Genomic DNA, 25,935 nt, shown 5'->3' with positions numbered 1-25,935 from the left:
ATCAGCCCGCCGACCATCCTCCCGGTGGCCGGTGGCCGGTGGCCGGTGACCGGTGGCTCGTTTTCGCGCGCCCCCGAGCCGGGGACCGGCCCGCGAGGGCCGGGCGGTTCGGGGGCCGTTGCCTCCGGACGCCGTCGTCACAGGGGGGGGCGCCGGGGCGGGAGCGGCTGTCAGGGAAGGCGTCGGGCCAGGTAGCGGCCGGTGACGGAGCGGCCGTCGGCGGTCAGGTCCATCGGGGGGCCCTCGAAGACCACGGTGCCCCCGTCGTGGCCCGCGCCGGGCCCGATGTCGATGACCCAGTCGGCGCGCGAGACGACGTCGAGGTTGTGCTCGATCACGATCACCGTGCTGCCGCCGTCCACGAGACGGTCGAGCAGGCCGATGAGGGTGTCCACGTCGTTCATGTGCAGGCCGGTCGTCGGCTCGTCGAGGATGTAGATCTGCGAGGTGCTCCCCAGTTCACCGGCGAGCTTCAGCCTCTGCCGCTCGCCGCCGGACAGGGTGCTCAGCGGCTGGCCGAGGGTGACGTAGCCCAGGCCGACGTCGTCGAGGGCCCGCAGGGTCCGGCGGATCGCGCTCTCGGTGAAGAACTCGGCGGCCTCGACGATCGAGAGGCGGAGCACGTCGGCGATGTTCCTGCCGCGGAGCGTGTAGCCCAGCACCTCGTCGGTGAACCGTCTCCCCTCGCAGGACTCGCAGACCGTGGTCACCGTGTCCAGGTGCGCCAGATCGGTGTAGATCAGCCCCAGCCCCTTGCAGTCGGGGCAGGCCCCCTTGGAGTTGGCGCTGAACAGGGCGGCGCTCACCTTGCTGGCTGAGGCGAACGCCTTGCGGATCGGGTCGAGAATGCCGGTGTAGGTGGCCGTGTTGGACCGCCTGGACCCGCGGCCGAGACTCTGGTCGATCACCACGGCCTCCGGATGGCTCTCCGGCAGGCAGCCCTGGATGAGCGAGCTCTTGCCAGAGCCCGCCACCCCGGTCACCACGGTCAGGACGCCCCGCGGGATCGTCACGCGCACGTCTCGCAGGTTGTGCAGGTTCGCGTGCTCGACGGTCAGCTCGCCGGTCGGCCGGCGGGGCTCGGTCTTGACCGGCTGATGACGGCTCATGTGGTTGCCGGTCAGCGTGCCCGAGGTCAGCAGCCCGGCCAGGTCGCCCTGGTAGACGATCTCTCCGCCGTCGCGACCGGCGTACGGCCCCATGTCGACGACGTGGTCGGCGATGGCGATGATCTCCGGTTTGTGCTCGACGACGAGGACCGTGTTGCCCTTGTCACGCAGCTGCCGGAGCAACTCGTTGAGCCGGTGCACGTCGTGGGGGTGCAGGCCGACGCTGGGCTCGTCGAAGACGTAGGTCATGTCGGTCAGGCTGGACCCGAGGTGGCGGACCATCTTCACGCGCTGCGACTCGCCGCCCGACAGCGTGGAGCTCTCCCGGTTCAGGCTGAGATAGCCGAGACCGATGTGGGTGAGGCTGTCCAGCCGGGCGGCCAGTGCGGAGAGCAGCGGGGCCACGGTGGGCTCGTCGATGGTCCGGACGAACTCCGCCAGGTCGCTCACCTCCATCGCCGCGCAGTCGGCGATGTTCCTGCCGTCGATCAGGCAGTCGAGGGCCGTCTTGTTCAGCCGGGTGCCGCCGCACGTCTGGCAGGCGGCGCGGGTGACGATCCGGTCCAGGGCGTTCCGCAGGTGCGTGGCCATCTGGTCGGTGTCCTTGGCCAGGTAGAGGCGTTTGAACTTCGGGACCAGTCCCTCGTAGGTGGACTTGATCGTGCCGCCCAGGCTGCTGAGTTTGATCTTCTCGTCGGGCGCGTGGAGCAGCCGGTCCCACTCCTCGGCGGTGTAGTCGCGGAGCTTCCTGTCGTTGTCGAAGAACCCCGAGTGGGCGAAGATGTTCCAGAACCAGGAGTCCACCGCGAAGGTCGGGAACAGGATCGCGCCCTCGTTGAGCGATCTGTCCCGGTCGACCAGCGCCTCGATGTCGATCGCGGAGACCCGGCCCAGTCCTTCGCAGTCGGCGCACATGCCCTGGGGGTCGTTGAAGGAGAAGACGCTGGAGTGGCCGGCGTGTGGCCGGCCGAGGCGGGAGTAGAGGTTGCGCAGCATCGTGTAGGTGTCGGTCACCGTCCCGACCGTGGAGCGGGAGTTCCCGCCCAGCCGTCGCTGGTCGACGATGATCGCCGCCGACAGGTTGGCCAGTGAGTCGGCCTCGGGCTGGCCGTATCGGGGCAGCAGCGACTGGATGAAGGCGGTGAAGGTCTCGTTGATCAGGCGCTGTGACTCGGCGGCGATGGTGCCGAAGACCAGCGAGGACTTGCCCGACCCCGAGACCCCGGTGAAAACGGTGATCTTCCGCTTGGGGATGTCGAGAGAGACGTTCCTGAGGTTGTTCTCTCTCGCGCCTCGGATTTCGATGGATCCGTAAATAGTGCTGCTCTCCTCGGTGCGCGGGTTTCTGTAGATCTTCGGTGGGGGGCGGAACGGTTTATCTTCCTAGCTTTATAAACGTCCGCACCGACAACGGGAGGAAGACGGCGGCGAGCAGCGCGGGCCACACGACCGCCATGAGCGTCGCGTGCTGCGCGGTCCAGGACTCGCCGCCGAACCCCGGATTGCCGAAGAGCCCGCGGGTCGCCGAGGCGGTGGCCGACAGCGGATTCCACTCGGCGATCGCGCCGAGCCACCCGGGCATCGTGCCGGGGTCGACGAAGACGTTGGACAGGAATCCGATCGGCCAGACCAGGATCTGGACGGCCGCCACCGACTCGGGCCCCCTGGCGACCAGGCCGGCGAAGATGCCCACCCACAGCAGGGCGAACCTCAGCAGGAGCAGCAGCCCGACGGCGGCGAGGGCCGAGCCCGGCCCGCCGTGCCAGCGCCAGCCCAGCAGCAGCCCGGCGCCGACCATGATCGACAGTCCGGCGGCCGAGTTGAGCATGTCGGCGACGCAGCGGCCGGACACGACCGCGGAGGAGCTCATCGGCATCGAGCGGAACCTGTCGGTCACCCCTCTCGCGGCGTCGGTGGTCACCGCCGTCATGGTGGTCTCCAGGCCGAAGAGCACGCTCATGGCGAACATGCCCGGCATCAGGAACTCGAAGTATTCGCCCCCGTCCGGCACGCTGATCGCCCCGCCGAACAGGCTGCCGAACATCAGCACGATCATGACGGGGAAGAGCCAGCCGAGGGCGACCGTGCCGGGGCGCAGGGCCCAGTGGTTCAGGTCGCGCCTGGTGATCGTCCAGGTGTCGGCCAGGGCCCAGCCGAGCCGGGAGAGGACGGAGTCGCCGGAAGGGCCGGCGGGGCGGGGATGGGCGGCGGTGGTCATGCCGTCACCTTTCTGGTCGCCGTCGAACCGGCCGTGCCGGTGCCGCCGCGGGCACCGGCGCCGTCCCCCGTGAGCAGGAGGAAGGCCTCCTCCAGGGTCGGACGGCGCACGGTGATGTCCCGGGGTTCGACGCCCGCCTCGTTCAGCGCGGTCACGAGCTCGACCAGGGCTCTGGCGCGTTCCGCGACGGGGACGCCGACCCGGTGGGCCGGGCCGTCGACGCGGGGTTCACCGCGGGCGATCCGGGCGGCGACGACCGCGGTGGTCTCGGTGTCCGCCGCGCCGGAGAGCACTACGTCGATCCAGTCGCCGCCCACCGCCGACTTGAGCTCGTCCGGGGTGCCCTCGGCGACGATCCGGCCCGCGCTGAGCAGCGAGACGTGGTCGGCCAGCCGGTCGGCCTCCTCCAGATACTGGGTGGTCAGCAGCACGGTGGTGCCGGATTCCACCAGGTCGTGGATGGCCGCCCACACCTCCTGCCTGACCGAGGGGTCCAGCCCCGTCGTCGGCTCGTCCACGAACAGCACCGGCGGCGCCACGATCAGGCTCGCGGCGAGGTCCAGGCGGCGGCGCATGCCTCCCGAGTACGTTCCGACGGGTTTGCCGCCGCTGCCGGAGAGGGAGAACCGTTCCAGGAGCTCGGCCGCCCGTCTCCCGGCCACCGCGCCGGGCAGGTGGTTCAGCCGCCCGAACATCACGAGGTTCTGCCGCCCGGTCAGGATCTCGTCGACCGCGGCGTACTGTCCCACCAGGCCGATGTGCCGGCGGACCTGCCGTGGCTGAGTCCGCACGTCGAACCCGGCCACACTCGCCCGCCCGGCGTCCGGTTCGAGCAGCGTGGAGAGGATCCGCAGCACCGTCGTCTTCCCGGCCCCGTTGGGCCCCAGCAGCCCTCGGACGGAACCGGCGGGCACCTGGAGATCGAACCCGTTCAGCCCCGCCCCCTCGGGGGCCTTCGGGTAGCTCTTGCGCACACCTTCCGCGCTGATCGCGGCCGTGGTTGCCGTCATGTTCACCCCTTTCGCACACGTCATCCCGGTACGGCCCGGCCCCGCGAGACGCCCATGCGGGACCGCGCTCTTCCGTATGATGTACCGTACACCGTACTGAATAGCTCTGGCGGGGTCAACGCGGCAGGGGTGCGGTCTGTTCCCGCGAACTCGGGGACGCGAGGAGAGCCGTCCGGGCCGGCGGCGGGGTTCGGGCTCTGCCGGCCCGGCTGGACTGTGGAGGCAGGTGGCTCGGAGGCCCGCCTCCGGCCGGTGCCGGGATTCGTCGCGGGTCTGAGGAACCGTGGGCCGCCCTGCTCCCGATCGTGGCCGGGAGGAGGGCAGGGGTCAGCGAAGCCAGCCTTTGTGCCTGATGTACCAGAGCGGGATCAAGGCGGCGATCAGCGTCATCAGGGTTGTGATCAGGAAGCCGTGTTCCCAGGACAGTTCGGGCATGACGGTGAAGTTCATGCCGTAGAACGTGGCGATCAACGTGGGCGGCAGGAAGACCGCGGTGATGATGGTGAACACCTTGACGATCTGGTTCTGCTTGATGTCCAGCGACGTCAGGATCGACTGCTGTAGATAGCGCACCTTGTCATGCTCGTAGCTGGCGTGCTCCTTCACCCCGTCGATGTCCGCGATGAGGATGTCGAGCAGCCCGGCCAGCTGCACCTGGTCGACATCCAGTTCCGCGCGCAGGTGGCGGGCCGCGCGGGCCAGCAGCAGCTGGGTCTCCTGCGAGCGCGAGACGATCTCCTCGGCCTCGTTCATCCGGGCGATGGCGTCCTGCATGTCTCTGACGCCGATCTCCCTGCCGCGCTCGGTGTAGCCGCTGGTCGCCATGGCGATCTCGTCGTTCATGGCCTCCAGGGCGTCGCTGGCGTGGTCGATGACCCACTCGGACGCCTCGTTGAGCGCGTACAGCAGCGCGTACATGACGCCGTGGGGGCTGTCGGCCAGGTGGGGCGTGCGGCGCATCCGGGTGAGCGCCTTGTCGAACGGGGGGAAGTGGATGCTGGGCTGGAGCGTGACGAGCAGGTGACAGCCGAGGGCGAACGCCACGGCCTCCCGCTTGAGTGTGTCGCCGTCACGCACGTTGAGCACGACGGGCAGATAGACGAACTCGTCGGTCTCCCACACCCGGCCCGCGCCGGTGGTGAAGTCGACGCCCGTGGCCTCGCAGATCCTGGCCGCCTCCACGGCGTCGTCCGCGGGCACCTGGGCCCAGAGGCGTCTCAGGTCGGCCGGGTTGTAACCGACGGCGGCTGTCCGGTTCCGCATGCTGATGTCTCCTTAGTGTCTCCTTGGCGGATGCGGTTCAGTGCCTGGGGTTGAACGGGGAGACGGATGAGCTGCCGGTGTCCTTCGCGGGCGTCCTGGGCGCTCCGTAGTGCACGATGAGCAGCCCGGTGCAGATGAACAGGTAAAGGCCGATGGTGAACAGGATCGCCTGGCGCTCCAGGTTGGGGCGCTTCAACCGGGACTTCCGTGCGGCGTTCGGGGTGAGCGTGGTCATAGCGGCTCCTTGGGGTGGTTATACGGCCGTCTTCGGTAGCCGGGCGGTGATTCCCCGCAGGGGTGTGTCACCGGCGGGCGTGCGCGCGCCCGGCCGCCGAATCGGCCCGGCCCGCGCCTGTGGCGCCGGTGGGCCGGCGGCCTCACAGGCCGCCGGGTGCCGGGTGGAGTTGAGGCGCCTGCTAGAGCGGCGGGGCCGGCTGTCTGGAGGGCGCGCGGTGCCGGCGGGTGCCCGGGGGCGGAAACCATGAGGAGGGCATGGCGAGACTTCCTTGATCGGGAGGAGGACACCGGGCGGCCCGCGGTTGCGGAGAGGACCTCAGCCCGATATGGCGGGCGTCATCGGCCTCCGCGAGAGGGTGATGTGCGCGGGTGCGTGGCTCCGCACGCGAAAGCGGCGTCGCGGTGTTACGGCGTGCGGAAGGGAAGCAAGATCAATCGGATGTGGGGCCGACTGCGGCCCGGACTACTGCAGTCCATCTCTCGCCTCCTCGTTTAATGGCGCCCTGAGGGAATGCTCCTCCTGGAGCCCCCCGAGCTTAACCTTTACTCGCATATTTACACAACTATATGGGTTATTGACCTCCCCCTCGTGGTCGCCCCCACGCCGGCCCGCTGAGCTGCGGTCGGAGCCGCCGGGCGCCGGGAAGTCACCCTATCCGCAGCCGGATCGTTTAAGTCGGAAATTTTGATGATCTCTTATCTTTGGCAATGTCCAGGTGTGGTCGACGAATGCCCGGGTGTTGATTGGCTGATCGGTTATATCGGTGATGAACTGGGAGTTCGGTCAGCATTCCAGAGTGGAAAATCGGTGCCCGGTGGGCGCCCCCGAGCCGGCTGGGCCGATCGCGAACGCCGTCGATCGGCTCGCGGAGTAGGCGGCGGCCCGGGTGGTTCCGGTCACTTTCGTATGCTGTACCGTACGATGTACGGAATGACTATGATGGGGGCGACACCACAAGGTCTGGAGGCTGGTCCCGTGGGTGGAGGAACATGAGCGGACGGAAGGGCGCCGCCGATCCGGCTCGGAGCCTGGCGCTGCTGTGGGGCTCGCACGGCAAGCCCGGCAGGTCGGGGCTGACCATTCGGTCGATCGTCGCCACCGCCATCGAGCTGGCCGACGCCGAGGGCCTGGAGGCCGTCTCCATGCGCCGGGTCGCCGAGCGGCTGAGAGTGGGCACCATGTCGCTCTACACCCACGTGCCGGGCAAGGCCGAGCTGGTCGATCTCATGGTCGACACCGCGTACGGGCAGCTCTACGACGACGTGGACGCGCCGTCCTCGCGGCCCGGCGGCTGGCGGGAGGCGCTGGAGTTCGTCGCCGCGCGCAACTGGGAGCTCTACCGGCGACACCCCTGGCTGCTGCACGTCGTCGGCGCCCGGCCGGTCCTGGGGCCGAACGCCTCGCTCAAGTACGAGGCCGAGCTACGCCCTCTGGACGGCGTCGGGCTCTCCGACGTGGAGATGGACTCCGTCCTCACGCTGATCCTGACCCACGTCGAGGGGGCGGCCAGGGCCAGGGCGAGCGTGGAGCACAATCAGCGCGAGACCGGGATGACCGACGCCGAGTGGTGGACGATCAACGCGCCGCTGCTCGACAAGGTCATGGACGCCGTGCGGTTCCCCGTCTCCAGCCGTGTCGGGCAGGCGGCCGGTCAGGAGTACGACGCGGCCTCCGACCCCGAGCGGGCCTTCGCCTTCGGCCTGGAGCGCATCCTGGACGGCATCGCGGGCCTGATCACGAGAAGGCGGCAGCCGTAGGCGTCCCGTTCAGGAGAACCGGGAGAACGGCGAGGTGCCGATCACGGCCCGGCCGGGCGCAGAATCGAGACGGCGCCCGAGGGGCAGAGCCGTTCGGCCTGCCGAGCCGCCGCGTGCCGCTCGGGCGGCGGCTCGGCGTCGAGGAGGACGACGGTGCCGTCCTCCTCGCTCTGGTCGAACACCTCGGGCGCCGTGAGCGCGCACATGCCCGCGCCGACGCACCGCTCCGTGTCGGTCTGGATTCTCATTCGATCCCTCCGGACGGGAAACTCGGACCCTTGATCACCACGTCTCCTCCCGGCCGCCTCCTACCAGCCGACCGGGAGCGCGTGCACGCCGTAGATGGACATGGTGTCTCGCATCGGCACCTCCTCGGCCGGTACGGCGAGGCGCAGCCCGGGAAACCGATCGAACAGCATGGGGAAGGCGAGGCGCATCTCCGCCCGGGCGAGCTGCTGCCCGAGGCACTGGTGCACCCCGTGCCCAAAGCTCAGGTGGCCGCCGGCCGGGCGGGTGATGTCGAGGCGCTCGGGGTCGGGGAGGTGTCCGGGGTCGCGGTTGGCCGCGGGGAGGGAGACGGTCACCACGTCACCGGCCCTGATCAGCTCCCCCTCCAGCTCGACGTCCTCCAGGGCGGCGCGTATCGGGCCGACGTGGACGATGCTGAGATAGCGCATCAGCTCTTCGACCGCGTTGTCGATCAGGGAGGGGTCCGCGCGCAGCGCGGCGAGCTGCGCGGGGTGCCGCAGCAGGGCGAACGTGCCGAAGCCGAGCATGTTCGCGGTCGTCTCGTGCCCGGCGGCGAGCAGGATGAACCCGATGTTGGTCAGCTCCTCGTCGTTCAGCTCGCCGTCTGTGATCAACCCGGTGAACAGGTCGTCGGTCGGCTCGGCCCGCTTGCGGGCGATGAGCCCGGCGAAGAACCCGGTCACCCCGTCGAGCGCCGCCCGTATCTCCTCCACGGAGGACTCCCGGTTGAGGAACACCGCGGTGGCGTGCTGGAACTCCTCACGGTCGGCATAGGGGACGCCGAGCAGCTCGCATATGACCAGCGAGGGGATGGGCAGCGCGAACTCCCGTACCAGGTCCTGGGGAGGACCGGCCTTCGCCATCGCCGCCAGCCGCTCACCGGTGATCTCCTGGATCCTGGGCTCCAGCTGTTTCATCCGGCGCACCGTGAACTGCGCGGTGAGCAGCTTCCGGTAATGGGTGTGCTCCGGCGGGTCCATGCGGACGAACTGGCCGGGGTCGGCCGGGTGGCGCGCCTCATGCGCCGCCGGATAGTCGATCGGAGGGCACAGCAGTTCGCGCCGGGAGCTGAAACGCGGGTCGGTCAGGACGGACCGCGCCGCCGAGTAGCCGGTCACCAGCCACCCCACGCGACCGTCGGGGTAGGCCATGGGCGCGACGGGCCGCTCCCGCCGCAGCGAACGCAGCCGCTCAGGCGGGTCGAACGGGTCGGAACGGTCGACGGGAAAGGTGATCGGCCAGGTCCGGAACTCTGACATCTCATGCTCCTCGGCGGCGATGTGCTCCGTCACCGCCCAGAAGACTACATGAAATGCAAACTTGCAACAGGTGCATAGTTAAATCCTTGCACTAAGCTGCCCGCATGGGTGAGGTTCCGGGACTGCGCGAACGCAAGAAGCTTCGCACCCGTCGTGCCCTGACCGCGGCGGCACTACGCCTCTTCATGGAGAAGGGGTACGAGCAGACGACCGTCTCGGAGATCGCCATGACGGCCGACGTCTCGACCCGGACGTTCTTCAGTTACTTCGCCAGCAAGGAGGAGGTCCTCCTTTTCAACTCCCGGGAGAACCTCGGCCGTGTGCTGCGCACGGTCGCCGAGCGCCGGAGCGGTGAGAGCGCGGCGGACCTCCTGGCCCGGGCGGTCGGCGCCGTCTTCGACGTCGTCTCGGCGGACGCCGAGATCGAGTGGGAGATCGCGTCGGTCAACCATCTGATCATGACCGTCCCCTCGCTCCGGGCGCACGCGCTGCTGCTCCTCTTCGATACCCAGCGGGAGATGGCCGAAGCCCTGCACCGGGCGTGTCCCGACGAACTGGATCTCGTCGAGGCGGCGGCGGCCGTGGGCGGGGTGGTCGGCGCGGTCAAACTGGCCGGGTTCATCCGGCTGAACCGCGGCGCCCCGCCCGCGGAGGTGATGGCGGCCTGCCGCCGGGCGGCGGAGATGGCCCTGGCGGGACTGCGCGCGATCAGCACGCCGCCGGCCTGAACCGGTCGTCCGAGCCGTCCGGAGCGCTCGAAGCCGTCCGGAGCACTCCAACGCCCACCTGGGCCGCCCGGACTCGTCCGGGCACCCCGGGCGCCGTTCTCAGTTCCGCGTCACGGCTTGCGCGCGACCGCGCCGAACTGGGCCACCTCCGCGGGCGCCTCACCGATGTCGGCGAACTCGGGCCGCCAGCGCGAACACGACACGATCCCCGGCTCCAGCAGCTCCAAACCGTCGAAGAAACCGGTGACCTCCTCGCGGTTGCGGGCGGTGATCGGGGGAGTGGCGTGCTCGTTCCAGAACCGCATCGCCTCGACGTTCGCCTCACCGCCGAGTTCCAGGGTGGGATGGGTGAGCGCCAGATGGCTGCCGGAGGGCACGGCCTCCATCAGCCGCCTCACGATCTCCCGAGCCTCCTCGGTGTCGAGGACGAAGTTCAGGATGCCCAGCAGCATGACCGCCACGGGCCGATCAAGGTCCAGCGTCTCCGCGGCGGTTCGCAGGACCTTGTCCACGTCGCGGGCGTCGGAGTCGATGTAGTCGGTGGCTCCCTCGGGTGTGCTGGTGAGCAGGGCGCGGGCGTGCACCAGCACGAGGGGGTCGTTGTCGACGTAGACGATCCGCGCCTGGGGGGCCACCCGCTGGGCGACCTCGTGGGTGTTGTCCACGCTGGGCAGGCCGGTGCCGATGTCCAGGAACTGCCGGATCCCCGCCTCGTCCGCGAGATAGCGGACCGTGCGGCCCAGGAACGCGCGGTCGGCGCGGGCCACGTGGACGATGTTCGGGAACATTCCGAAAATCCGCTTACCGATCTCGCGGTCGATGGGATAGTGGTCCTTACCTCCAAGCCAGTAGTTCCAGACCCTGGCATTGTGCGCGACATCGGAGTTCACCCTGCTCGACTCGGGAGGGTTCGGCGTGCCGTCCACGGGCTCTCCTCGGTCTCCGTACCTGCTGCTCGCCGGGTTTCACCGTCTCGGTACGGTTACGTCTCCGGTGAGATCCACCGAAATGATAATGAACTCATCGTCATACCTCCCTATCCCGTCGCGCAGGACCCTGCTGACCTGTAAGGGTTGAATCCCGACACACTTTGGTGGTTTGCTGGGTCGGTTTGCTGCATAGGGAGCGAGCTTGCGTACTGTTCGGACGACCGTAGGCGGACTGGACGAGTCCCTCACCCTGGATCATCGGTACGCGGGCCCCACGGTGTCGCGGATGCTGGTGGGCGCGGAACTGCGCCGGCTCCGTGAGGCCAGGGGCATCACCCGGGAGGACGCCGGGAATTCGATCCGGGCCTCGCACTCCAAGATCAGTAGATTGGAGCTGGGCCGTACCGGCTTCAAACGGCGTGACGTCGCCGATCTCCTCACCCTGTACGGCGTCACCGACGACGGCGAGCGCGCCACCCTGCTCTCGCTGGCCGAGCAGGCGGGGATGCCGGGCTGGTGGCACACCTACGGCGACGTGGTGCCCGCCTGGTTCGACGCCTACCTCGGGCTCGAACAGGCCGCCTGCGTCATCCGCGGCTACGAGGTCCAGTTCGTTCCAGGTCTGCTGCAGACCGAGGACTACGCCCGCGCCGTCATCCGGCTCGGCCCCGGCGACTCCACCGAGGAGCAGGTCGAGCGCCGGGTCGCGCTGCGCATGCGGCGTCAGCGGCTGCTCCACCAGGCCGATCCCCCCAAGCTGTGGATCGTGATCGACGAGGCCGCGCTGCGCCGTCTCATCGGTGGTGTCGCGACGATGCGCGCCCAGATCGAGCATCTCATCGAGCTCGCCGAGCTTCCCCACGTCACCATTCAGATCATGCCGTTCTGCGCCGGTGGCCACCCGGGTGCCGCCGGGCCCATCACCATCCTGCGCTTTCCCCAGGGAGAGCTCCCCGACGTGGTCTATCTCGAACAGCTCGCCAGTTCGCTCTACCTCGACAAGACCACCGAGACCGAGCGCTACTGGCATGTCATGAACCGCCTCTACATCGAGGCCGAGCAGCCGCGCGCGACGGCCGAGACGCTCCGCCGGATCCTCGCGGAGACCTGAGCCGCGAAGGACCGTTCCTCCTCACATGAAGTAGCGCAGCCACACGTAGATCCAGGCCATCAGCGAGCTGAGGGCCGTGACGAGGATGCCGTACCTGGTGAACTGCCAGAAGGAGATGGGGTGGCCGGAGCGGGCGGCGATGCCTATGGCCACGACGTTGGCGCTGGCGGCGACCGCGGTGCCGTTGCCTCCGAAGTCGGCTCCCAGCGCGAAGGCCCACCACAGCGCCTGTCCGGTGGCCGGGTCGGGGGCCTGGGCCACGAGCCCCTCGACGATGGGCGTCATGGTGGCGACGTAGGGGATGTTGTCGAAGAAGGCGCCCAGCGCGGCGGAGCCGAACAGCAGCGCGGTCGCCGCGCCGAAGAAGTCGTCGCCCACCGCGCCGATCGCCCAGTCGCCCACGGTGGAGATGACACCGGTGTGCACCAGCCCGGCGACCATGACGAACAGTCCGATGAAGAACACCAGGGTCGGCCACTCGACCTCGCGCAGGGTCTCGGAGACGTCGGTGCCCGACACCAGGACCATCACCCCGGCGCCGACCAGCGCGACGATCGACGGTTCGACGTGGAGGACGGCGTGCAGCCCGAAACCGACGACGACAAGACCGAGTACGGCCAGGCAGCGGGCCAGCAGGCGCGGGTCGGTGATGGCGCGCCGTTCCTGGAGTGCCATCACCGCGGCCACACGGTCGGGGTTGTAGCGGAACGACTTGCGGAACAGCACGCGGGTCAGCAGCACGAACGCCGCGAAGGTCACCACGGCGATCGGCGCCATGTGGATGAGGAAGTCGTTGAACGTCAGCCCGGCCCGGCTGCCGATGATGATGTTGGGCGGGTCGCCGATGAGCGTGGCCGCGCCGCCGATGTTGGAGGCCAGGACCTCGGCGATGAGGTAGGGCTGGGCGGGGATGCCCAGCCGGTTGCACACGACGACGGTGACCGGGGCGACGAGCATGATCGTGGTGACGTTGTCCAGGAACGGGGAGGCGATGGCGGTGATGACCATCAGCATCACCATCAGCCGGTACGGCCGGCCCCGGGACTTCTTGGCGGCCCAGATGGCGAGGTAGTCGAAGACTCCCGTCTGCTTGAGGACCCCAACAATGATCATCATGCCGAGCAGCAGGAAGATCACATTCCAGTCGACGCCCTCGTGTTCGGAGAAGAACACCTCGGAGCCGGGGATCAAACCGAGCACCGCCATGGCTCCGGCGGCGATGAGCACCACCTTGACCTTGTTCGCCTTCTCGGTGGCGATGTAGAAGAACGCCACCACGAAAACGGCGAGCGCGATGACGGCACTCATCGGGTACGCCCCGGCGGTCCGGCCTGGATCCCGGCCGAGGCGCCGGGCAGAACCCGGCGAGATGGTGTCGAGAGCAGGGGCATGCCCGCGAGACGTCGCCGGAAGTCGTGCGTGGCGTGCATGGGAAAGCCTCCGAACGGTGTGCGCGCGTGCTGAGTCTCAAGGCGCGCGAAACAGGACCGGGGTGGTGTACGGCGGGCGGGACGCGGAAGGTCCCGGCCAGGGCGAGGCGGGACGCCCAGGACTGAGGGCGCCGAGGGCGCCCGTCCGGGTCAGTCGCCGGAGCCGGAGAGGGCCAGGCTGGTGAGCAGGCGCTCCAGGGTGATCGTCCCGATCAGGACCCCCGTGCGGTCGACCACCGCCACCAGGGGGCTGCGCAGCCGTGCCATGAGGGCCGCCACCTCCAGCAGCGTCGCGTCGAGGGCCACCGTGGCGGGCTTGACGGGCTGGCGCGGCAGGCAGTCGCCCACCGTCAGGTCGCCCTGCTCCTGCCAGAAGAGGTCGGCATGCGCCTCGTCGACGGTCCGGGTGAGCGCCGGGTCCTCCTGGTAGGCGGTGGGGACCGTCATGCGGAGCACCTGGGTGCCGGGCAACACCATCCTGGGCCGGGAGTCGTCGTCGACGACGATCAGTCCCGGCAGACGGGCCAGCGTCATCACTCGCACCGCTCTGGTGACCGGGTCGTGGACCGTCACCGTCGGCAGCTTCACGGCGATATCGCGTGCCTGCATGACACCGTCCCTCTGGGTCTTGCGAGTGCGGCCCGATTCCGGGCAGTGGCGTTTCATGTCCGGAAAGTGCGCCGACGGCACACGGACGTATCGTTCCCGCGTCCTCCGAAAAAGGTGTTCGTCTCTGTCTATTCTGCTCATGGCGTCCCTTCGGTGAGTGCGGCGAGTCGGTGTTCGAGGTCGGCGACCCGGTCGGCGAGGGGCCGCGCCTGGAGGAACCCGGCGACCTGGTCGGCCTCGTCACGCTCCATGACGACGCACTGCGCGGGCACGTCGGGGTCGGCGGAGCCGTAGACCAGCAGGGAGAGGCGGTCGGCGTCGCCCACCAGCACGCAGAACCGGTGCCCGCTACGGGTCTTGAAGTGGTGCAGGGTGCCGGTACCGGGGACGGTGGTGTGGGTGATGTCCACGTCGATCCTCCGTTCGCATGGGTCGGACGGGCGGTACGGACAACTCCGCCAGGTCGCGCCCGGCGACGTGGCGGCGGGCCACGGCCTCCGCCGCGGCGGTCGTGGCGGGCGGCGGAGAGTCCTCGGCCGGCGGTGGCGGGCCGGATCGCGTAACCGTGCTTCCAAGTCTGGGGGGCGCCGGGCGGTCAGACCATCGGGGCCGACACCCATCTACGGCCGGGGACGACATGTAGAAGGGCCAGGTGGGAATGGGAGGAGGTGTGGCTTTATGGGGGGCACCGCGCATGGACAGACGGCCCGGCCGCGGTGAGGCTGGAGACATGAGCGACCGTGCTGAGCACCAACCGGGCAGGTCCGGCGCGTCCGGTACGGCACCGGACGCGTCCTCCACGCCGCCGGACGCGCCGCCGTCCGTGACATCGTCCGTGACACCGTCCACGCCGCCGGACGCCTCCCACTCCCGCGGGACACCCGCGCGGGCGCTGTTCAGGAGGCTGTTCGCGATCAACGGCCTGGTCTTCACAGTCGGCACGCTCGTCCTCGCGATCTCACCCGCCACAGTGTCCTCACCGGTCCTGCTCACCGAGGTGCCGGTCCTGGCAGTCGGGCTGGCGCTGATCCTCACCGCCAACGCGCTGCTGCTGCGCACCAGCCTGGCCCCGTTGGAGGCGCTCACCGCGCTCATGCAGCGGGTGGACCTGCTGGGGCCGAGCGATCGCCTCACCGACGACGGCAACGGCGACCTCACCCACCTCATCGACGCCTTCAACGCGATGCTCGACCGGCTGGAGGCCGAACGCGCCACGGCCACCGCGCACGCGCTGGCCGCCCAGGAGGGCGAGCGGCAGCGCATCGCCCGCGAACTGCACGACGAGATCGGCCAGAGCCTCACCGTGGTGCTGCTCGGCCTGAAACGAGCCACCGACCGCGCGCCGGCCGAGCTGCGCGGGGAACTCCACACCATCTCCGAGACCGTTCGCTCCAGCCTGGACGAGGTGCGTCAGGTCGCCCGGAGGCTCCGTCCCGGCGTACTGGAGGACCTCGGCCTGATCAGCGCCATGAACGCCCTGGTCACCGACTTCTCCCAGATCAGCGACGTGCCGGTGACACGCCGCCTCGACCCGCGGTTGCCGAGGTTGAGCGGCGACGCCGAACTCGTGCTGTACCGCATCGCCCAGGAGGGCCTGACCAACATCACCCGGCACGCCGACGCCTCACGCGTCGAACTGTCCTTGACGGGGAAACCCGATGCCGTGGTGCTGTCCATCACCGACGACGGCCGGGGCGGCCCGATCCGCGAGGGCGCCGGCATCCGCGGCATGCGCGAACGCGCCCTGCTCATCGGCGCCCGCCTGACCATCGACCACCCGCCGGCGGGTGGGACCCGGATAGGCCTGACCATACCGGTCCGGCACGAACAGGAGTGATCAGGATGCAAGCGCCTCCGACCCGGATCCTGCTCGCCGACGACCACGCGCTGGTCCGCCACGGGCTCAGGCTGATCCTGGACGCCGAGCCCGACCTGACCGTCGTCGCCGAGGCGGCCAACGGCGCCGAGGCCGTCGATCTGGCCGTCGGCCACGACATCGACCTCGCCATCCTCGACATCGCCATGCCTCGCATGACCGGCATCCAGGCCGCGCGGGAGATCTCCCGGCGCGCGCCCGAGATCCGCCTGCTGATGCTGTCGATGTACGACAACGAGCAGTACCTGTTCGAATCCCTCAGAGCCGGCGCCTGCGGGTACGTCCTCAAGTCCGTCGCCGACCGGGATCTGCTGGAGGCGTGCCGGGCGGCCATGCGCGGCGAGCCCTTCCTGTATCCCGGCGCGGTCACCGCGCTCATCCGCGACCACCTGCAACGCGACGATCCCGCCGAGCACCTGCCCGCCAGCCTCCTCACCCCGCGCGAGGAGGAGATCGTCAAGCTCATCGCCGAAGGGCACTCCTCCAAGGACATCGCCGACCTGCTGTTCATCAGTGTCAAGACCGTGGAGCGGCACCGCGCCAACATCCTGAGCAAACTCGGCATGCGCGACCGGCTGGAGCTGACCCGCTACGCCATCCGTGCCGGGCTGGTCGAACCCTGACCTTGCGGCGGCTCGGTGAGCCGCGCGGGCCGGCCGGGCTCAGACGGCCACGAGCCGGCCAGGCTTGTTCCGCCTGTCATCAACAGGGCCAAAGCCTCATCGGTGCGATCGGTGGGGCGTGTGAAAAGCGGAGAACTCTCCGGTGAGATTGAGATGTCGCCCTCGCTGAATTCGTTGTCCGGTCTGGAGGGAATTCCCTGCCGGTCTGCTGTGCCGGAGCGGCGACTTTTGTCGGCCAAGAGACGAGTTCATTACCGAAAAGGAAGCGGGAATATCCTTTTCGCCACTCGATGAATTTGGCGGACTGGTGTTTAATTGGTGCATTATTAACATATAACTATAAGTGGGAAGAGGTTTGGGCCCCCGGGGCCTCAATCGTCTTCTCGCGGCTTCCCATCACGGGTCCCGCGGCTGTTGACCTCCAGCTCAACGCGGAACCGGGAAGAGCGTTCAGCGAAGTCCGTCATGTAGTTGGCGGACTTTCTCGTGTCATGACAAGGGTCACGACCAGGTGGGAGGTGAACGTCGGCCTGCCCTTTTTCCAACTGCGACCGATGAGGTCATCGTAACAGATTTCGCATGCGGGGGAACATCTTCTCGCCGTAGAGAAGAATTTTCTGGGCGACATCAACATCTGGGCCGGTGATTGAGGCCGGAGTTTACCGATGCAGCCCTCTCCCGTTTTCTTGTCGACCCGTCTTTCGGCGGGTGCGGCAATATCGCTCGCAAGCGCCTCGTCCGGCCTCTTCGACGTTGGTGCTTTCGCGCCGCCCGGTGGGGGCGGAGTAGTCGAGTCGACGACTTCCGTCATCAGTCGGACACCGGACCGGCGCAGCGCGTGGATCGCATGGAGCTCTGGCTGAACCCCCCCCGGCTGGATCGGCCGGGGCGGACCCTCCCCGCCCCTGTGAGGACTGTAACGATGTCCGAACTGCCCCACCCGCAGACCGGTAACAACTCACCGGCCCCTCGCCGACACCCCCTCCCCTCCTCTCCCTCCTCCCCGCCCTCGCGTTCGTTCTTCTCCTCGCTGTTTCCGCGGGCGGACGTGAAGTCCGGTTTCCTGGTCTTCCTCATCGCTCTGCCGCTCTGCCTGGGCATCGCGCTGGCCAGTGGATTCCCGCCGGTGGCCGGTGTGCTGACCGCGATCATCGGCGGCGTGCTGGTCAGCCCGCTCGGCAGCGCACCCCTGACCATCAAGGGTCCGGCCGCCGGCCTGATCGTGATCGCACTGGGCGCCGTCCACGAGCTCGGCGCCGGTGACCCCCTCGCCGGCTACCGGCGCACCCTGGCCGTCGGCGCCCTCGCCGCGATCGTCCAGATCGTCTTCGCCCTCTGCCGCACCGCCACCGCCGGTGTGGCCATGTCCCCCTCGGTCGTGCACGGCATGCTCGCCGCGATCGGCGTCATCATCATCGCCAAACAGGTCCACGTCGTGCTGGGTGTCACCCCGCACGCCCACGAGCCCCTGGGACTACTCGCCGAGATCCCGAACAGCCTCCTGAACGCCAACCCCCACATCCTGCTTCTGGGCATCCCCGCCCTGCTGCTCATGTTCGGCCTGCCGATGATCCGCGCCCGGTGGGCCCGCGCCGTACCCGCCCCGCTGGTCGTGCTCGCCGTGACCGTGCCCGCCGGCCTGTGGCTCGGCCTGAACACCCCGCACGACTACCGATTCCTGTCCACGCTCCACCACGTGGGCCCGGAATACCTCGTCCGCCTGCCCGGCACCCTGCTCGACGCCGTCGCCTTCCCCGACTTCTCGATGATCCTCACCGCCGCCTCGCTGAAGTACGTGGTGATGTTCGCGCTGATCGGCACCGTGGAGTCCACCCTCACCGTCCTCGCGGTCGACGCGATGGCCCCGCGAAGACGCCCCTCCGACCTCAACCGCGACCTGCTCGCCCTCGGCGGCGGCAACCTCGTCTCCTCCCTGCTCGGCGGCCTGCCGATGATCTCCGAGATCGTCCGCAGCAAGGCCAACATCGACGCCGGCGCCACCTCCCGCCGGTCCAATCTCTTCCACGGCGCCTTCCTGCTGCTCTTCGTCGCCCTGGCCCCCGGCCTGCTACAGGCCATTCCCCTGGCGGTGCTGGCCGCCATGCTCGTCTACACCGGCGCCCGGCTGGCCTCTCCCAGCCAGCTCATCCACGCCAGGAAGGTCGGCCCCGACCAGCTCGCCCTGTTCCTGACCACTCTGATTCTCACCCTGGCCACGGATCTGCTCATCGGCGTCGCCGCCGGACTCGTCCTCAAAGTCGTCCTGCACCTGCTGCGCGGAGTCCCCATCCTCGCCCTCCTCCGTCCCCGTACCGAGGTCACCCGGACCGGGCACGTCCTGTACGTCCGCATCCCCCGCGCCGCGATCTTCACCGCCCTGCTCCCCCTGCGACGGGCAATCAACGGCGCCCACGGCAACGGTGTCAATGCCAACGGTGTCAACGGCAACGGCAACGGCGCCAACGGCAACGGCGGCGGCATCGGTAACGGCGGCCTTATCAGCATCGGCACCGCCGGCAACGGCGGCGCGGGCCCCGGCACCGTCCACCCCACGAACGGCCAGGCCGGCAACGGCACCGGCGTCGGCCACGACAACGGAGACGATCACGGTGGCGTGGAGATCACCGAGGTCGTCGTCGACGTCAAGGACGCCGCCGTGGTCGACCACACCTTCCTGGCCGGACTGGCCACCATGTCACAGGAATGCTCCACTCCCCTCACCCTCAGCGGGCTCGACGACCTGCGCCCCGTCTCATCCCACCCCCAGGCCACCCGGCTCAGGAGACGGACATGAGCCCCTCACCCCGCTCCGCCGGACGCGGAACCCGCTGAACCGCATCCCCGTCCCGGCGACCCCCGTCCCGGCGACGCGGACGACCCTGAGCGGTGGCTGACAGCGGTCTGTGCTGAGTCCGGCAGCGGGCCGGACCAGAGTGCACGGCGTCACCGCTCATAGCTCAACGGAGGAAACGCCATGCCCCTCGCCTTCGAGGCCGGGGGACCGGTCAAACGATTCGGGAAGACCCTCGCGCTCGCGGGGGTCGACCTGGCCGCCCGGCGGAGCACCGTTCTCGGTGTGCTCGGGCCGAACGGGGCGGGTAGGCCGCGCCCTACGATCACAGCCGCTCTTGGCAGGCTCCGGGAGCCTCGGACGATTGGGCGGCGAGGTCATACGCTGGGAGGATCGAACTCCCCACGCTGGATGCCGCTGGTGAAGGCTTTCCATCCGCTGGGTGTGAAGGTTAGTACTGGGCCGGTGCGATCCTTGCTATCCCGTACGGCCACGACTTCAGGGAGGTTGGTGGCAACTTCCACACACTGTCCATTGCCCTGGCTGCGAGTGCTTGTACGCCATTCGGTGTTGGACAGGTCAAGATCCGTCATGTCCGTCCTCCTTCCAATTCCGTTGGGCCACGGCCAATAGAGCGCGTGTCGCATCCGGACCGGCAGCTACGGCCCGTAGATGCTCAAATAGCATGCTATAGCGCGCGATGTCCGCATCGCTCTCCAGGAACAGGTCGCTCGCGCTGCCTTCCATGTAGACAACGTCGTGGCCTTCATCGGGGAACTCCAGCAGCACGAACGCGCCATGCATGCCCGGATAGGCCCCGACACTCCGAGGGATCACCTGAATGGTGACGTTGAGTAGCGCGGCCAGCTCGGCGCGATCCTTCTCTGAAGCGCTGTACGCATCGAGCAGCGCGCGGAGGCTTCGCTCTTGAGGTTTGACTTTCGCCCCTTCGATTCGGAACAGCGTCGCCCGGTCGAGTCCGGTTAGGTCTGCCGCTTCCACGTGTGAGAGGTCGAGACCTCCTGTGGTGATCGGCTCCGGGTCCGGGCCGTGCGGCGTGCTCACGGCCGGCTGTTCACCTGGCGGCCGTGGTGGTCGGTGCTGTGGCGGCGAGATGAGTGGGTCTGGGCCGCTGACCCGTACGCGGCCGAGACCGTCGCGGGGGCGGCGTCATGACTGACCACGACCTACCGGCGTGGATGGTGGTACTCGGGCGTCTGGCCGTCGCGCTGCGTGAGAGCGGCTGTTACCGCGCCTCGGCTCCGCCGTTCTCCGCTCCCGTGGCCGACGCATGGAGTTCTGAGCACAGCCCGACGCGCGGCGTCGTGTGGTTTCAGGTCGGCTGTTCGCCGGCCTCCTGACCGAGCCTCCCGGCTCGCTTCGGCTCCTTACCCCTTCGGCGGGGCGGCGGTCCCCTGACCGGTCGCCTCTGTTGAGCGCGCCCTGCCGAAGGTCCCGGTGAGGGGCGAGGGGTCAGTCCTTGCGGCCGACTCCGCCGACGACCCACACCGCGTCGGGCTGGGGGAGCATGGTCCCGTCGGGCCGCCAGTACGGGATGTAGACGAAGCCGGGCTCGACGAGGGTGAGCCCGTCGAAGAAGGGCTCGACCTCGGCCTTGCACCGCAGGTTCTCCCGGCGGGGACCGATGATCGCGCCCGCGTCCTGGTAGACCATGGAGAGTTTCGCGGTCCGCTCGGGGCAGAGGTCGCAGACCGGGTGGGAGATGGCCATGTGGCTGCCGGGCACGATCTCCTTGCGCAGGTGGTCCATGACCTGGGTGGCCACCGCGTCGTCGGTCAGGTCCTGCAGGAGTGCGAGGACCAGGATCGCCACGGGCCGTTCGAGGTCGATCATCTCGGTGAGCCCGGGGTGGGAGAGCAGTTTCTCCGGCTCGCGCACGTCGGCTTCGATGACCACGGTCCGCTCGTCGTCCTGGAGCATGGCCTGGCCGCGGACCACGACCATCGGATCGTTGTCGACGTAGACCACCCGCGCCTCGGGGGCCACCGATTGGGCGATGTCGTGCACGTTGCCGTAGGTGGGCAGGCCGCAGCCGAGGTCGATGAACTGCCGGATGCCCGCCTCCTCGGCGAGGAAGCGGACCGTCCTGCTGAGGAAGCGGCGGCCCTCGCGCCAGAGCATGGGCAACTCGGGGGCGATGGCCAGCACGGTCTCCGCGGTTTCCCGGTCGGCGGCGAAGTTGTCCTTGCCGCCGAGGAGGTAGTCGGTTATCCGCCCCGCGCTCGGGACCGTGGTGTCAAGCCTCGGACGCCCCGGCTTCGACGGTGACACCGTGTTCTCCATCCAGCAGATCTACGTTTCTGCGGAGAGTATCCTCTTTCCGCCATCCGGAGCGACACGTTCGGATAATCGGTCATTGTGTCGAATTAGGGCGAGAATTAGGGCGTTAGCCGAAAATCATCCGATGAGCCCCAGGCGACGCCGGACCTGGGTGTAGGCGCGGACCTCGCCTCCCGGGGTCCGGGTGGGCGGGCTCTTCCGTTCCACACCCGCTGGTTTTCGGTGGAGTGCTCCCGGCTTTAGCCCCTCGCTCTGGTTAAGGACCGTTCCAGTGATCGAGGCCGGTGAACGGCTGTTTTCTCCGGCGGCGGCGGGGCGCATCATCTTCCTGAAAAATCCCTTCTTATGCCGGGTTTTCGCAGGTCAGCGGATATAAGATTTTTTTGCGATACGTATACGGATGCCGCTACGGATGTGCGGAAGTTGCCGGTGGACCTAGCGTCACGACAGAGGTCGGTCCCCCTCCGGCCGCTCACCCCGGGAGAGCGGCATGGGATCAATGCCGCCCCCGGGCGGGATACGGAGGGGATCCACCACGGCCGGCGGCCCGGAGACTCCCGCCCGTTCGCAGAGTAATAAGGAGCACCATGAAGCGCCTCCCTCCCTCTCCGCCTCGGCTGCCGTGGCGGCGGTGTCGCCGTTCACTCCGCCGGTCGTGACCGCGGCGGCGGCCGGAGACGCGCTCCGGCCGCCGTTCATGCGTTTTCGGCTGCGCCCGCCAAGGGCTCCCAGCGGGCGGACGGCCGGAGCGCGCCCCCCGCGACGGTGATCGTTTCCGCCGGATGACGGCGGCCGGCCCCTCCCCGGCTGATCACTTCATTCGGCGAAAACCCGCCATTCCCTCTCTTTCACCCCCCTAACTCCCACCGTTCCCGCTGTCGCGGATTCCCGGCAGTGCGGCCGTCACTGCTCGCATCGCGGTGTGGGAGACCAAAGAAAGGAACACGCGCGTGAGACGCAGAGCTCTACTCGCGGCCACCGTGGGCTTGGCCGCGGTGGCCGCGACGGTACCCTCGCTGCCCGCGGCCGCGGCACCCTCCCTCGGGACCGCCGGCCGCACCCAGCTCCTCGGTGACCCGCCCGCGCTCGCCGCCGCCGCGGCGGACAAGGCCGTCGCCAGCGGCTTCGACGACCTGGAGAAGGGGCCGGACGAGACCTACCGGCGCACCGCGGTCACCCCGGGCGTCGGGAACATGTATTACGTCACCTACCAGCGCACCTACAAGGGGCTGCCCATGGTGGGCGGTGACGCGGTCGTGGTCACCGACGCCAAGGGACACGTGCGCGACACCACCGCGGCGGCCGACCCCACGGGGCGGGTGGCGACCTCGCCGAAGGTGACCGCCACGGCCGCCCTGGCGAAGGCGAAGACCAAGCTGTCCCGGGTCGACGACACCGCGGCCCCCCGCCTGGTGGTCCTGGCCTGGGGCGAGAAGCCGATCCTGGCCTGGGAGACGCTGGTCGCCGGCATCGCCGCGGGCAAGCCCAGCAAACAGCACGTGTTCGTGGACGCGGCCACCGGCCAGATCGCCGACTCCTACGACGAGGTGCGGGCGGGCAGCGGCACCGGCTACTACAACGGCAAGGTCACCATCGGCACGAGCGGCTCGTACTCGATGACCGACTCGACCCGCAACGGTCTTGGCTGCGGCGGGCAGAACGGCTCCGCCTACACCGGCAACGACGACGTCTGGGGCAACGGTTCCGGGACCGACCTGGAGACCGCCTGCGTGGACGCGCTCTACGCGGCCCAGCAGGAGTGGGACATGCTGCGCGACTGGCTCGGTCGCAACGGCGTCAACGGCAACGGCGGCGGCTTCCCGGCCCGGGTGGGCCTGGCCGACGTCAACGCCTACTGGAACGGCAGCTACACCAACTTCGGCCGTTCCCAGGACGGCAGCCGCCAGGCGACGCCGATCGACGTGGTGGCCCACGAGTTCGGTCACGCCGTCTTCCAGAACACCCCCGGCGGCGCCGGCTCCGGCAACGAGAACGGTGGCATGAACGAGGCCGTCGGCGACGTCTTCGGCGCGCTCACCGAGGCCTTCGCCAACAACCCCGGCGACCCGCCGGACTACGAGGTCGGCGAGGAGGTGAACCTGGTCGGCAACGGGCCGATCCGCTACATGTACGACCCGTCGAAGGCCGGCGACCCCAACTGCTACTCCTCCTCGATCCCCAGCACCGAGGTGCACTCGGCGGCCGGTCCGTTCAACCACTGGTTCTACCTGCTGGCCGAGGGCTCCGCGCCCGGCGGCGGCAAGCCGAACAGCCCGATCTGCTCCGGCGGCCCCTCCTCGGTGACCGGTATCGGCATCCAGAAGGCCGGCAAGATCTTCATGGGCGCGCTGATGCGCAAGACCTCCAACTGGAGGTACGTCAACGCCAGGACGGCCTCGCTGGCCGCGGCGGTGGAACTGTACGGCGCGGGCAGCACCGAGTGCGCCACCACCAAGGCGGCCTGGAACGCGATCAGCGTCCCCGCCCAGTCCGGTGAGCCGAACTGCGCCGCGGCCGCCGATGACTTCTCCATGTCGCTCAACCCCGCCTCCGGCTCGGTCAAGGCCGGTGAGACGGCCACCTTCACCGTCGGCACGCAGACCACCTCGGGTAGCGCGCAGACGGTCAAGCTCACCGCCTCCGGGCTGCCGACCGGCGCCACCGCCGCCTTCGCCCCGGCCTCGGTGACCTCCGGTGGCTCCTCCACCATGACGGTCAGCACCTCAGCCTCCACGCCGGAGGGGTCCTACACCGTCACGATCACCGGTACCGGTACGGCCGGCACCCACACCGCGACCTACAGCCTGAAGGTCGGCGGCGGCACCGGCCCGAACCCGGCGGCCCCGCCGAACATCAACGTCGACAACATCAAGGCGCACCTGCAGGAGTTCCAGTCGATCGCCAACGCCAACGGCGGCACCCGTAAGTCCACGGGCGCCGGCTACACCGCGTCGGTGTCCTACGTCGAGCAGAAGCTCCGCGCCGCCGGTTACACCGTGGTGCGCCAGGCGTGCACCTCGGGCTGCGTCAGCGGTGCCGGGCCGAACCTGATCGCCGACTGGCCCGGCGGCGACGCCGACCAGGTCGTCATGGCCGGTTCCCACCTGGACAGCGTCTCGGCCGGTCCCGGCATCAACGACAACGGCTCGGGCTCGGCCTCCATGCTGGAGGTCGCGCTGACCCTGGCCGCGACCAACCCGTCGCTCGCCAAGCACGTGCGCTTCGGCTGGTGGACCGACGAGGAGCAGGGCCTGAACGGCTCCGACTTCTACGTCCGGTCGCTCAGCGCCGCCGAGCGGAGCAAGATCAAGGTCTACCACAACTACGACATGGTGGGCTCCACCAACGGCGGCTACTTCATCAACAACATCACCACCGAGGCCGCCAGGTACCTCAAGGAGTACTACGACGGCCTGAACCTCCAGCCCGAGGAGAACACCGAGGGCGCCAACCGCTCCGACGACGCCTCGTTCCGCGCCGCTGGCATCCCCACCTCGGGTGTGGCCGCGGGTGCCAGCGCCGTCATGACGTCGGCCCAGGCCGCCAAGTGGGGCGGTACGGCCGGCAAGGCGTACGACTCCTGCTACCACCGCGCCTGCGACACCACCGCCAACATCAACACCATCGTGCTGGACCGGGCCGCCGACGCCGCCGCGTACGCGATCTGGAAGCTCGCGGTGGGCACCGCCACCGGCCGTGACTTCTCCGTCTCCACCACCCCCGCCTCGGGGTCGGTCCAGCCGGGCCAGTCCGCCACCGTCACGGTCGCCACCGCCACCGTCGGCGGCACCGCCCAGACGGTGAACCTGTCCGCCTCGGGCCTGCCGACCGGCGCCACCGCCGCCTTCAACCCGGCCTCGGTCACCTCGGGCGGCTCGTCCACGATGACCGTCGCCACCTCGGCCTCGACCCCCGCCGGTAACTACACCGTCACCGTCACCGGCACCGGTGAGACCGCGACCCACACCGCGACCTACTCGCTGACCGTGCAGAACGGCTCGTCCGAGCGGACGTTCCGCAACGACACCGACTATCCCGTCAGGGACAGGTCCACCACCCGGAGCGCGGTCACCTCCACCGCGACCGGTTCGGCGACCTCGCCCGTCAAGGTCACGGTCACCATGAAGCACACCTGCGCCGAGGACCTCTCGATCCGGCTCCGCGGCCCGAACAGCGTCTCGTACCTGATCGACTCCCACGGCAGCACCAGCTGCACCTCGTACGGCACCCGGGACTACTCGGTGCCGGTCAGGCAGCAGGCGTCCGGCCGGTGGGTCCTGGAGGTCACCGACATGTACACCGGTGACACCGGCACCCTCGACTGGTGGAGCATCACCCTCTGAGTAACGGCTGACCGGCAGACGGCTTAACCGGCGAAACGCCCCCGGGACCCCCAGGTCCCGGGGGTTCGCCTTTCTCCCGACTCCCCACTCG

At 69.1% G+C, this 25,935-nt stretch carries 23 protein-coding genes and 1 pseudogene; 10 read left to right on the top strand and 14 right to left on the bottom strand.

The window, feature by feature from the left end:
* Positions 1 to 170 precede the first annotated feature (170 nt).
* Entirely contained in the window at positions 171 to 2,123 is a 1,953-nt protein-coding gene (locus ABZ194_RS08405) for an excinuclease ABC subunit UvrA (RefSeq protein ID WP_355593756.1), read from the bottom strand.
* A gap of 10 nt (positions 2,124 to 2,133) precedes the next feature.
* Between ABZ194_RS08405 and ABZ194_RS08400 the strand changes: the two genes are divergently transcribed.
* On the top strand, positions 2,134 to 2,424 hold the full coding sequence (locus tag ABZ194_RS08400) for a hypothetical protein (RefSeq protein WP_355593754.1): 291 nt from the start codon (positions 2,134 to 2,136) through the stop codon (positions 2,422 to 2,424).
* 60 nt (positions 2,425 to 2,484) lie between these two features.
* Here ABZ194_RS08400 and ABZ194_RS08395 read toward each other — a convergent pair whose 3' ends face one another.
* The 4 genes from ABZ194_RS08395 to ABZ194_RS08380 all read right to left on the bottom strand — a co-directional run bounded on the left by ABZ194_RS08395 (position 2,485) and on the right by ABZ194_RS08380 (position 5,835).
* Positions 2,485 to 3,327: an ABC transporter permease gene (locus ABZ194_RS08395; protein WP_355593752.1), complete on the bottom strand. Its 843-nt coding sequence runs from the start codon at positions 3,325 to 3,327 to the stop codon at positions 2,485 to 2,487.
* A complete protein-coding gene (locus ABZ194_RS08390) occupies positions 3,324 to 4,337 on the bottom strand; it encodes an ATP-binding cassette domain-containing protein (RefSeq protein ID WP_355593750.1) in 1,014 nt (337 codons plus the stop codon). The genes ABZ194_RS08395 and ABZ194_RS08390 overlap by 4 nt, the downstream gene beginning before the upstream one ends.
* 327 nt (positions 4,338 to 4,664) lie before the next feature.
* Positions 4,665 to 5,600 carry a CorA family divalent cation transporter gene (locus ABZ194_RS08385; RefSeq protein ID WP_355593748.1) on the bottom strand — a complete coding sequence of 312 codons (936 nt, stop codon included), beginning with the start codon at positions 5,598 to 5,600 and terminating at the stop codon, positions 4,665 to 4,667.
* A 37-nt stretch (positions 5,601 to 5,637) separates the two neighbouring features.
* Positions 5,638 to 5,835, bottom strand: coding sequence for a hypothetical protein (locus tag ABZ194_RS08380; RefSeq protein ID WP_355593746.1), 198 nt, complete (start codon positions 5,833 to 5,835; stop codon positions 5,638 to 5,640).
* A 992-nt stretch (positions 5,836 to 6,827) separates the two neighbouring features.
* Between ABZ194_RS08380 and ABZ194_RS08375 the strand changes: the two genes are divergently transcribed.
* The gene (locus ABZ194_RS08375; protein ID WP_355593744.1) at positions 6,828 to 7,595 is read left to right on the top strand and encodes a TetR/AcrR family transcriptional regulator; all 768 of its coding nucleotides are present in this window, start codon (positions 6,828 to 6,830) and stop codon (positions 7,593 to 7,595) included.
* Positions 7,596 to 7,636: 41 nt separating this feature from the next.
* Here the strand turns inward: ABZ194_RS08375 and ABZ194_RS08370 are convergent, their stop codons facing one another.
* Together ABZ194_RS08370 and ABZ194_RS08365 are read right to left on the bottom strand one after the other, a co-directional pair.
* Positions 7,637 to 7,843, bottom strand: coding sequence for a ferredoxin (locus ABZ194_RS08370; RefSeq protein WP_355593742.1), 207 nt, complete (start codon positions 7,841 to 7,843; stop codon positions 7,637 to 7,639).
* Positions 7,844 to 7,903: 60 nt separating this feature from the next.
* Positions 7,904 to 9,103 carry a cytochrome P450 gene (locus tag ABZ194_RS08365; protein ID WP_355593923.1) on the bottom strand — a complete coding sequence of 400 codons (1,200 nt, stop codon included), beginning with the start codon at positions 9,101 to 9,103 and terminating at the stop codon, positions 7,904 to 7,906.
* A 104-nt stretch (positions 9,104 to 9,207) separates the two neighbouring features.
* Here ABZ194_RS08365 and ABZ194_RS08360 point away from each other — a divergent pair, with 104 nt between their 5' ends.
* Positions 9,208 to 9,831: a helix-turn-helix domain-containing protein gene (locus ABZ194_RS08360; RefSeq protein ID WP_355593740.1), complete on the top strand. Its 624-nt coding sequence runs from the start codon at positions 9,208 to 9,210 to the stop codon at positions 9,829 to 9,831.
* A 110-nt stretch (positions 9,832 to 9,941) separates the two neighbouring features.
* Here ABZ194_RS08360 and ABZ194_RS08355 read toward each other — a convergent pair whose 3' ends face one another.
* Positions 9,942 to 10,757, bottom strand: coding sequence for an SAM-dependent methyltransferase (locus tag ABZ194_RS08355; RefSeq protein WP_355593738.1), 816 nt, complete (start codon positions 10,755 to 10,757; stop codon positions 9,942 to 9,944).
* Positions 10,758 to 11,046: 289 nt separating this feature from the next.
* Here ABZ194_RS08355 and ABZ194_RS08350 point away from each other — a divergent pair, with 289 nt between their 5' ends.
* Complete coding sequence (locus ABZ194_RS08350; RefSeq protein WP_355593920.1) at positions 11,047 to 11,871, top strand: helix-turn-helix transcriptional regulator; 825 nt, start codon at positions 11,047 to 11,049, stop codon at positions 11,869 to 11,871.
* A gap of 21 nt (positions 11,872 to 11,892) precedes the next feature.
* Here the strand turns inward: ABZ194_RS08350 and ABZ194_RS08345 are convergent, their stop codons facing one another.
* The 3 genes from ABZ194_RS08345 to ABZ194_RS08335 form a co-directional block, all read right to left on the bottom strand.
* Positions 11,893 to 13,179: an ArsB/NhaD family transporter gene (locus tag ABZ194_RS08345; RefSeq protein WP_355593736.1), complete on the bottom strand. Its 1,287-nt coding sequence runs from the start codon at positions 13,177 to 13,179 to the stop codon at positions 11,893 to 11,895.
* 272 nt (positions 13,180 to 13,451) lie between these two features.
* On the bottom strand, positions 13,452 to 13,910 hold the full coding sequence (locus ABZ194_RS08340; protein WP_355593734.1) for a CBS domain-containing protein: 459 nt from the start codon (positions 13,908 to 13,910) through the stop codon (positions 13,452 to 13,454).
* 137 nt (positions 13,911 to 14,047) lie between these two features.
* Complete coding sequence (locus ABZ194_RS08335; RefSeq protein WP_355593732.1) at positions 14,048 to 14,320, bottom strand: hypothetical protein; 273 nt, start codon at positions 14,318 to 14,320, stop codon at positions 14,048 to 14,050.
* 320 nt (positions 14,321 to 14,640) lie between these two features.
* Between ABZ194_RS08335 and ABZ194_RS08330 the strand changes: the two genes are divergently transcribed.
* The 4 genes and pseudogenes from ABZ194_RS08330 to ABZ194_RS08315 all read left to right on the top strand — a co-directional run.
* The gene (locus tag ABZ194_RS08330; RefSeq protein ID WP_355593730.1) at positions 14,641 to 15,747 is read left to right on the top strand and encodes a histidine kinase; all 1,107 of its coding nucleotides are present in this window, start codon (positions 14,641 to 14,643) and stop codon (positions 15,745 to 15,747) included.
* A gap of 5 nt (positions 15,748 to 15,752) precedes the next feature.
* Entirely contained in the window at positions 15,753 to 16,409 is a 657-nt protein-coding gene (locus tag ABZ194_RS08325; protein WP_355593728.1) for a response regulator transcription factor, read from the top strand.
* A 922-nt stretch (positions 16,410 to 17,331) separates the two neighbouring features.
* On the top strand, positions 17,332 to 19,203 hold the full coding sequence (locus ABZ194_RS08320; protein ID WP_355593726.1) for a SulP family inorganic anion transporter: 1,872 nt from the start codon (positions 17,332 to 17,334) through the stop codon (positions 19,201 to 19,203).
* A 180-nt stretch (positions 19,204 to 19,383) separates the two neighbouring features.
* A pseudogene (locus tag ABZ194_RS08315) lies at positions 19,384 to 19,509 on the top strand (daunorubicin/doxorubicin resistance ABC transporter ATP-binding protein DrrA); the annotation flags it as partial.
* Between the two features lie 68 nt (positions 19,510 to 19,577).
* Here the strand turns inward: ABZ194_RS08315 and ABZ194_RS08310 are convergent.
* Both ABZ194_RS08310 and ABZ194_RS08305 read right to left on the bottom strand, forming a co-directional pair.
* Entirely contained in the window at positions 19,578 to 19,793 is a 216-nt protein-coding gene (locus ABZ194_RS08310) for a DUF397 domain-containing protein (RefSeq protein WP_355593724.1), read from the bottom strand.
* Complete coding sequence (locus ABZ194_RS08305) at positions 19,780 to 20,265, bottom strand: Scr1 family TA system antitoxin-like transcriptional regulator (RefSeq protein ID WP_355593722.1); 486 nt, start codon at positions 20,263 to 20,265, stop codon at positions 19,780 to 19,782. Before ABZ194_RS08305 ends, ABZ194_RS08310 begins: the two co-directional genes overlap by 14 nt.
* Positions 20,266 to 20,372: 107 nt before the next feature.
* On the opposite strand from ABZ194_RS08305, the gene ABZ194_RS08300 reads away from it, so the two are divergent.
* Positions 20,373 to 20,561: a hypothetical protein gene (locus ABZ194_RS08300; RefSeq protein ID WP_355593720.1), complete on the top strand. Its 189-nt coding sequence runs from the start codon at positions 20,373 to 20,375 to the stop codon at positions 20,559 to 20,561.
* 112 nt (positions 20,562 to 20,673) lie between these two features.
* Here the strand turns inward: ABZ194_RS08300 and ABZ194_RS08295 are convergent, their stop codons facing one another.
* Complete coding sequence (locus ABZ194_RS08295; protein ID WP_355593718.1) at positions 20,674 to 21,492, bottom strand: SAM-dependent methyltransferase; 819 nt, start codon at positions 21,490 to 21,492, stop codon at positions 20,674 to 20,676.
* A 959-nt stretch (positions 21,493 to 22,451) separates the two neighbouring features.
* Here ABZ194_RS08295 and ABZ194_RS08290 point away from each other — a divergent pair.
* Complete coding sequence (locus ABZ194_RS08290) at positions 22,452 to 25,844, top strand: M28 family peptidase (protein ID WP_355593716.1); 3,393 nt, start codon at positions 22,452 to 22,454, stop codon at positions 25,842 to 25,844.
* Positions 25,845 to 25,935 lie beyond the last annotated feature (91 nt).

Source organism: Streptosporangium sp. NPDC006007, assembly GCF_040614315.1.
Taxonomy (GTDB): domain Bacteria; phylum Actinomycetota; class Actinomycetes; order Streptosporangiales; family Streptosporangiaceae; genus Streptosporangium.
The sequence above is the reverse complement of the archived record's forward strand: the minus strand, read 5'-3'. Positions and strand labels throughout refer to the sequence as shown.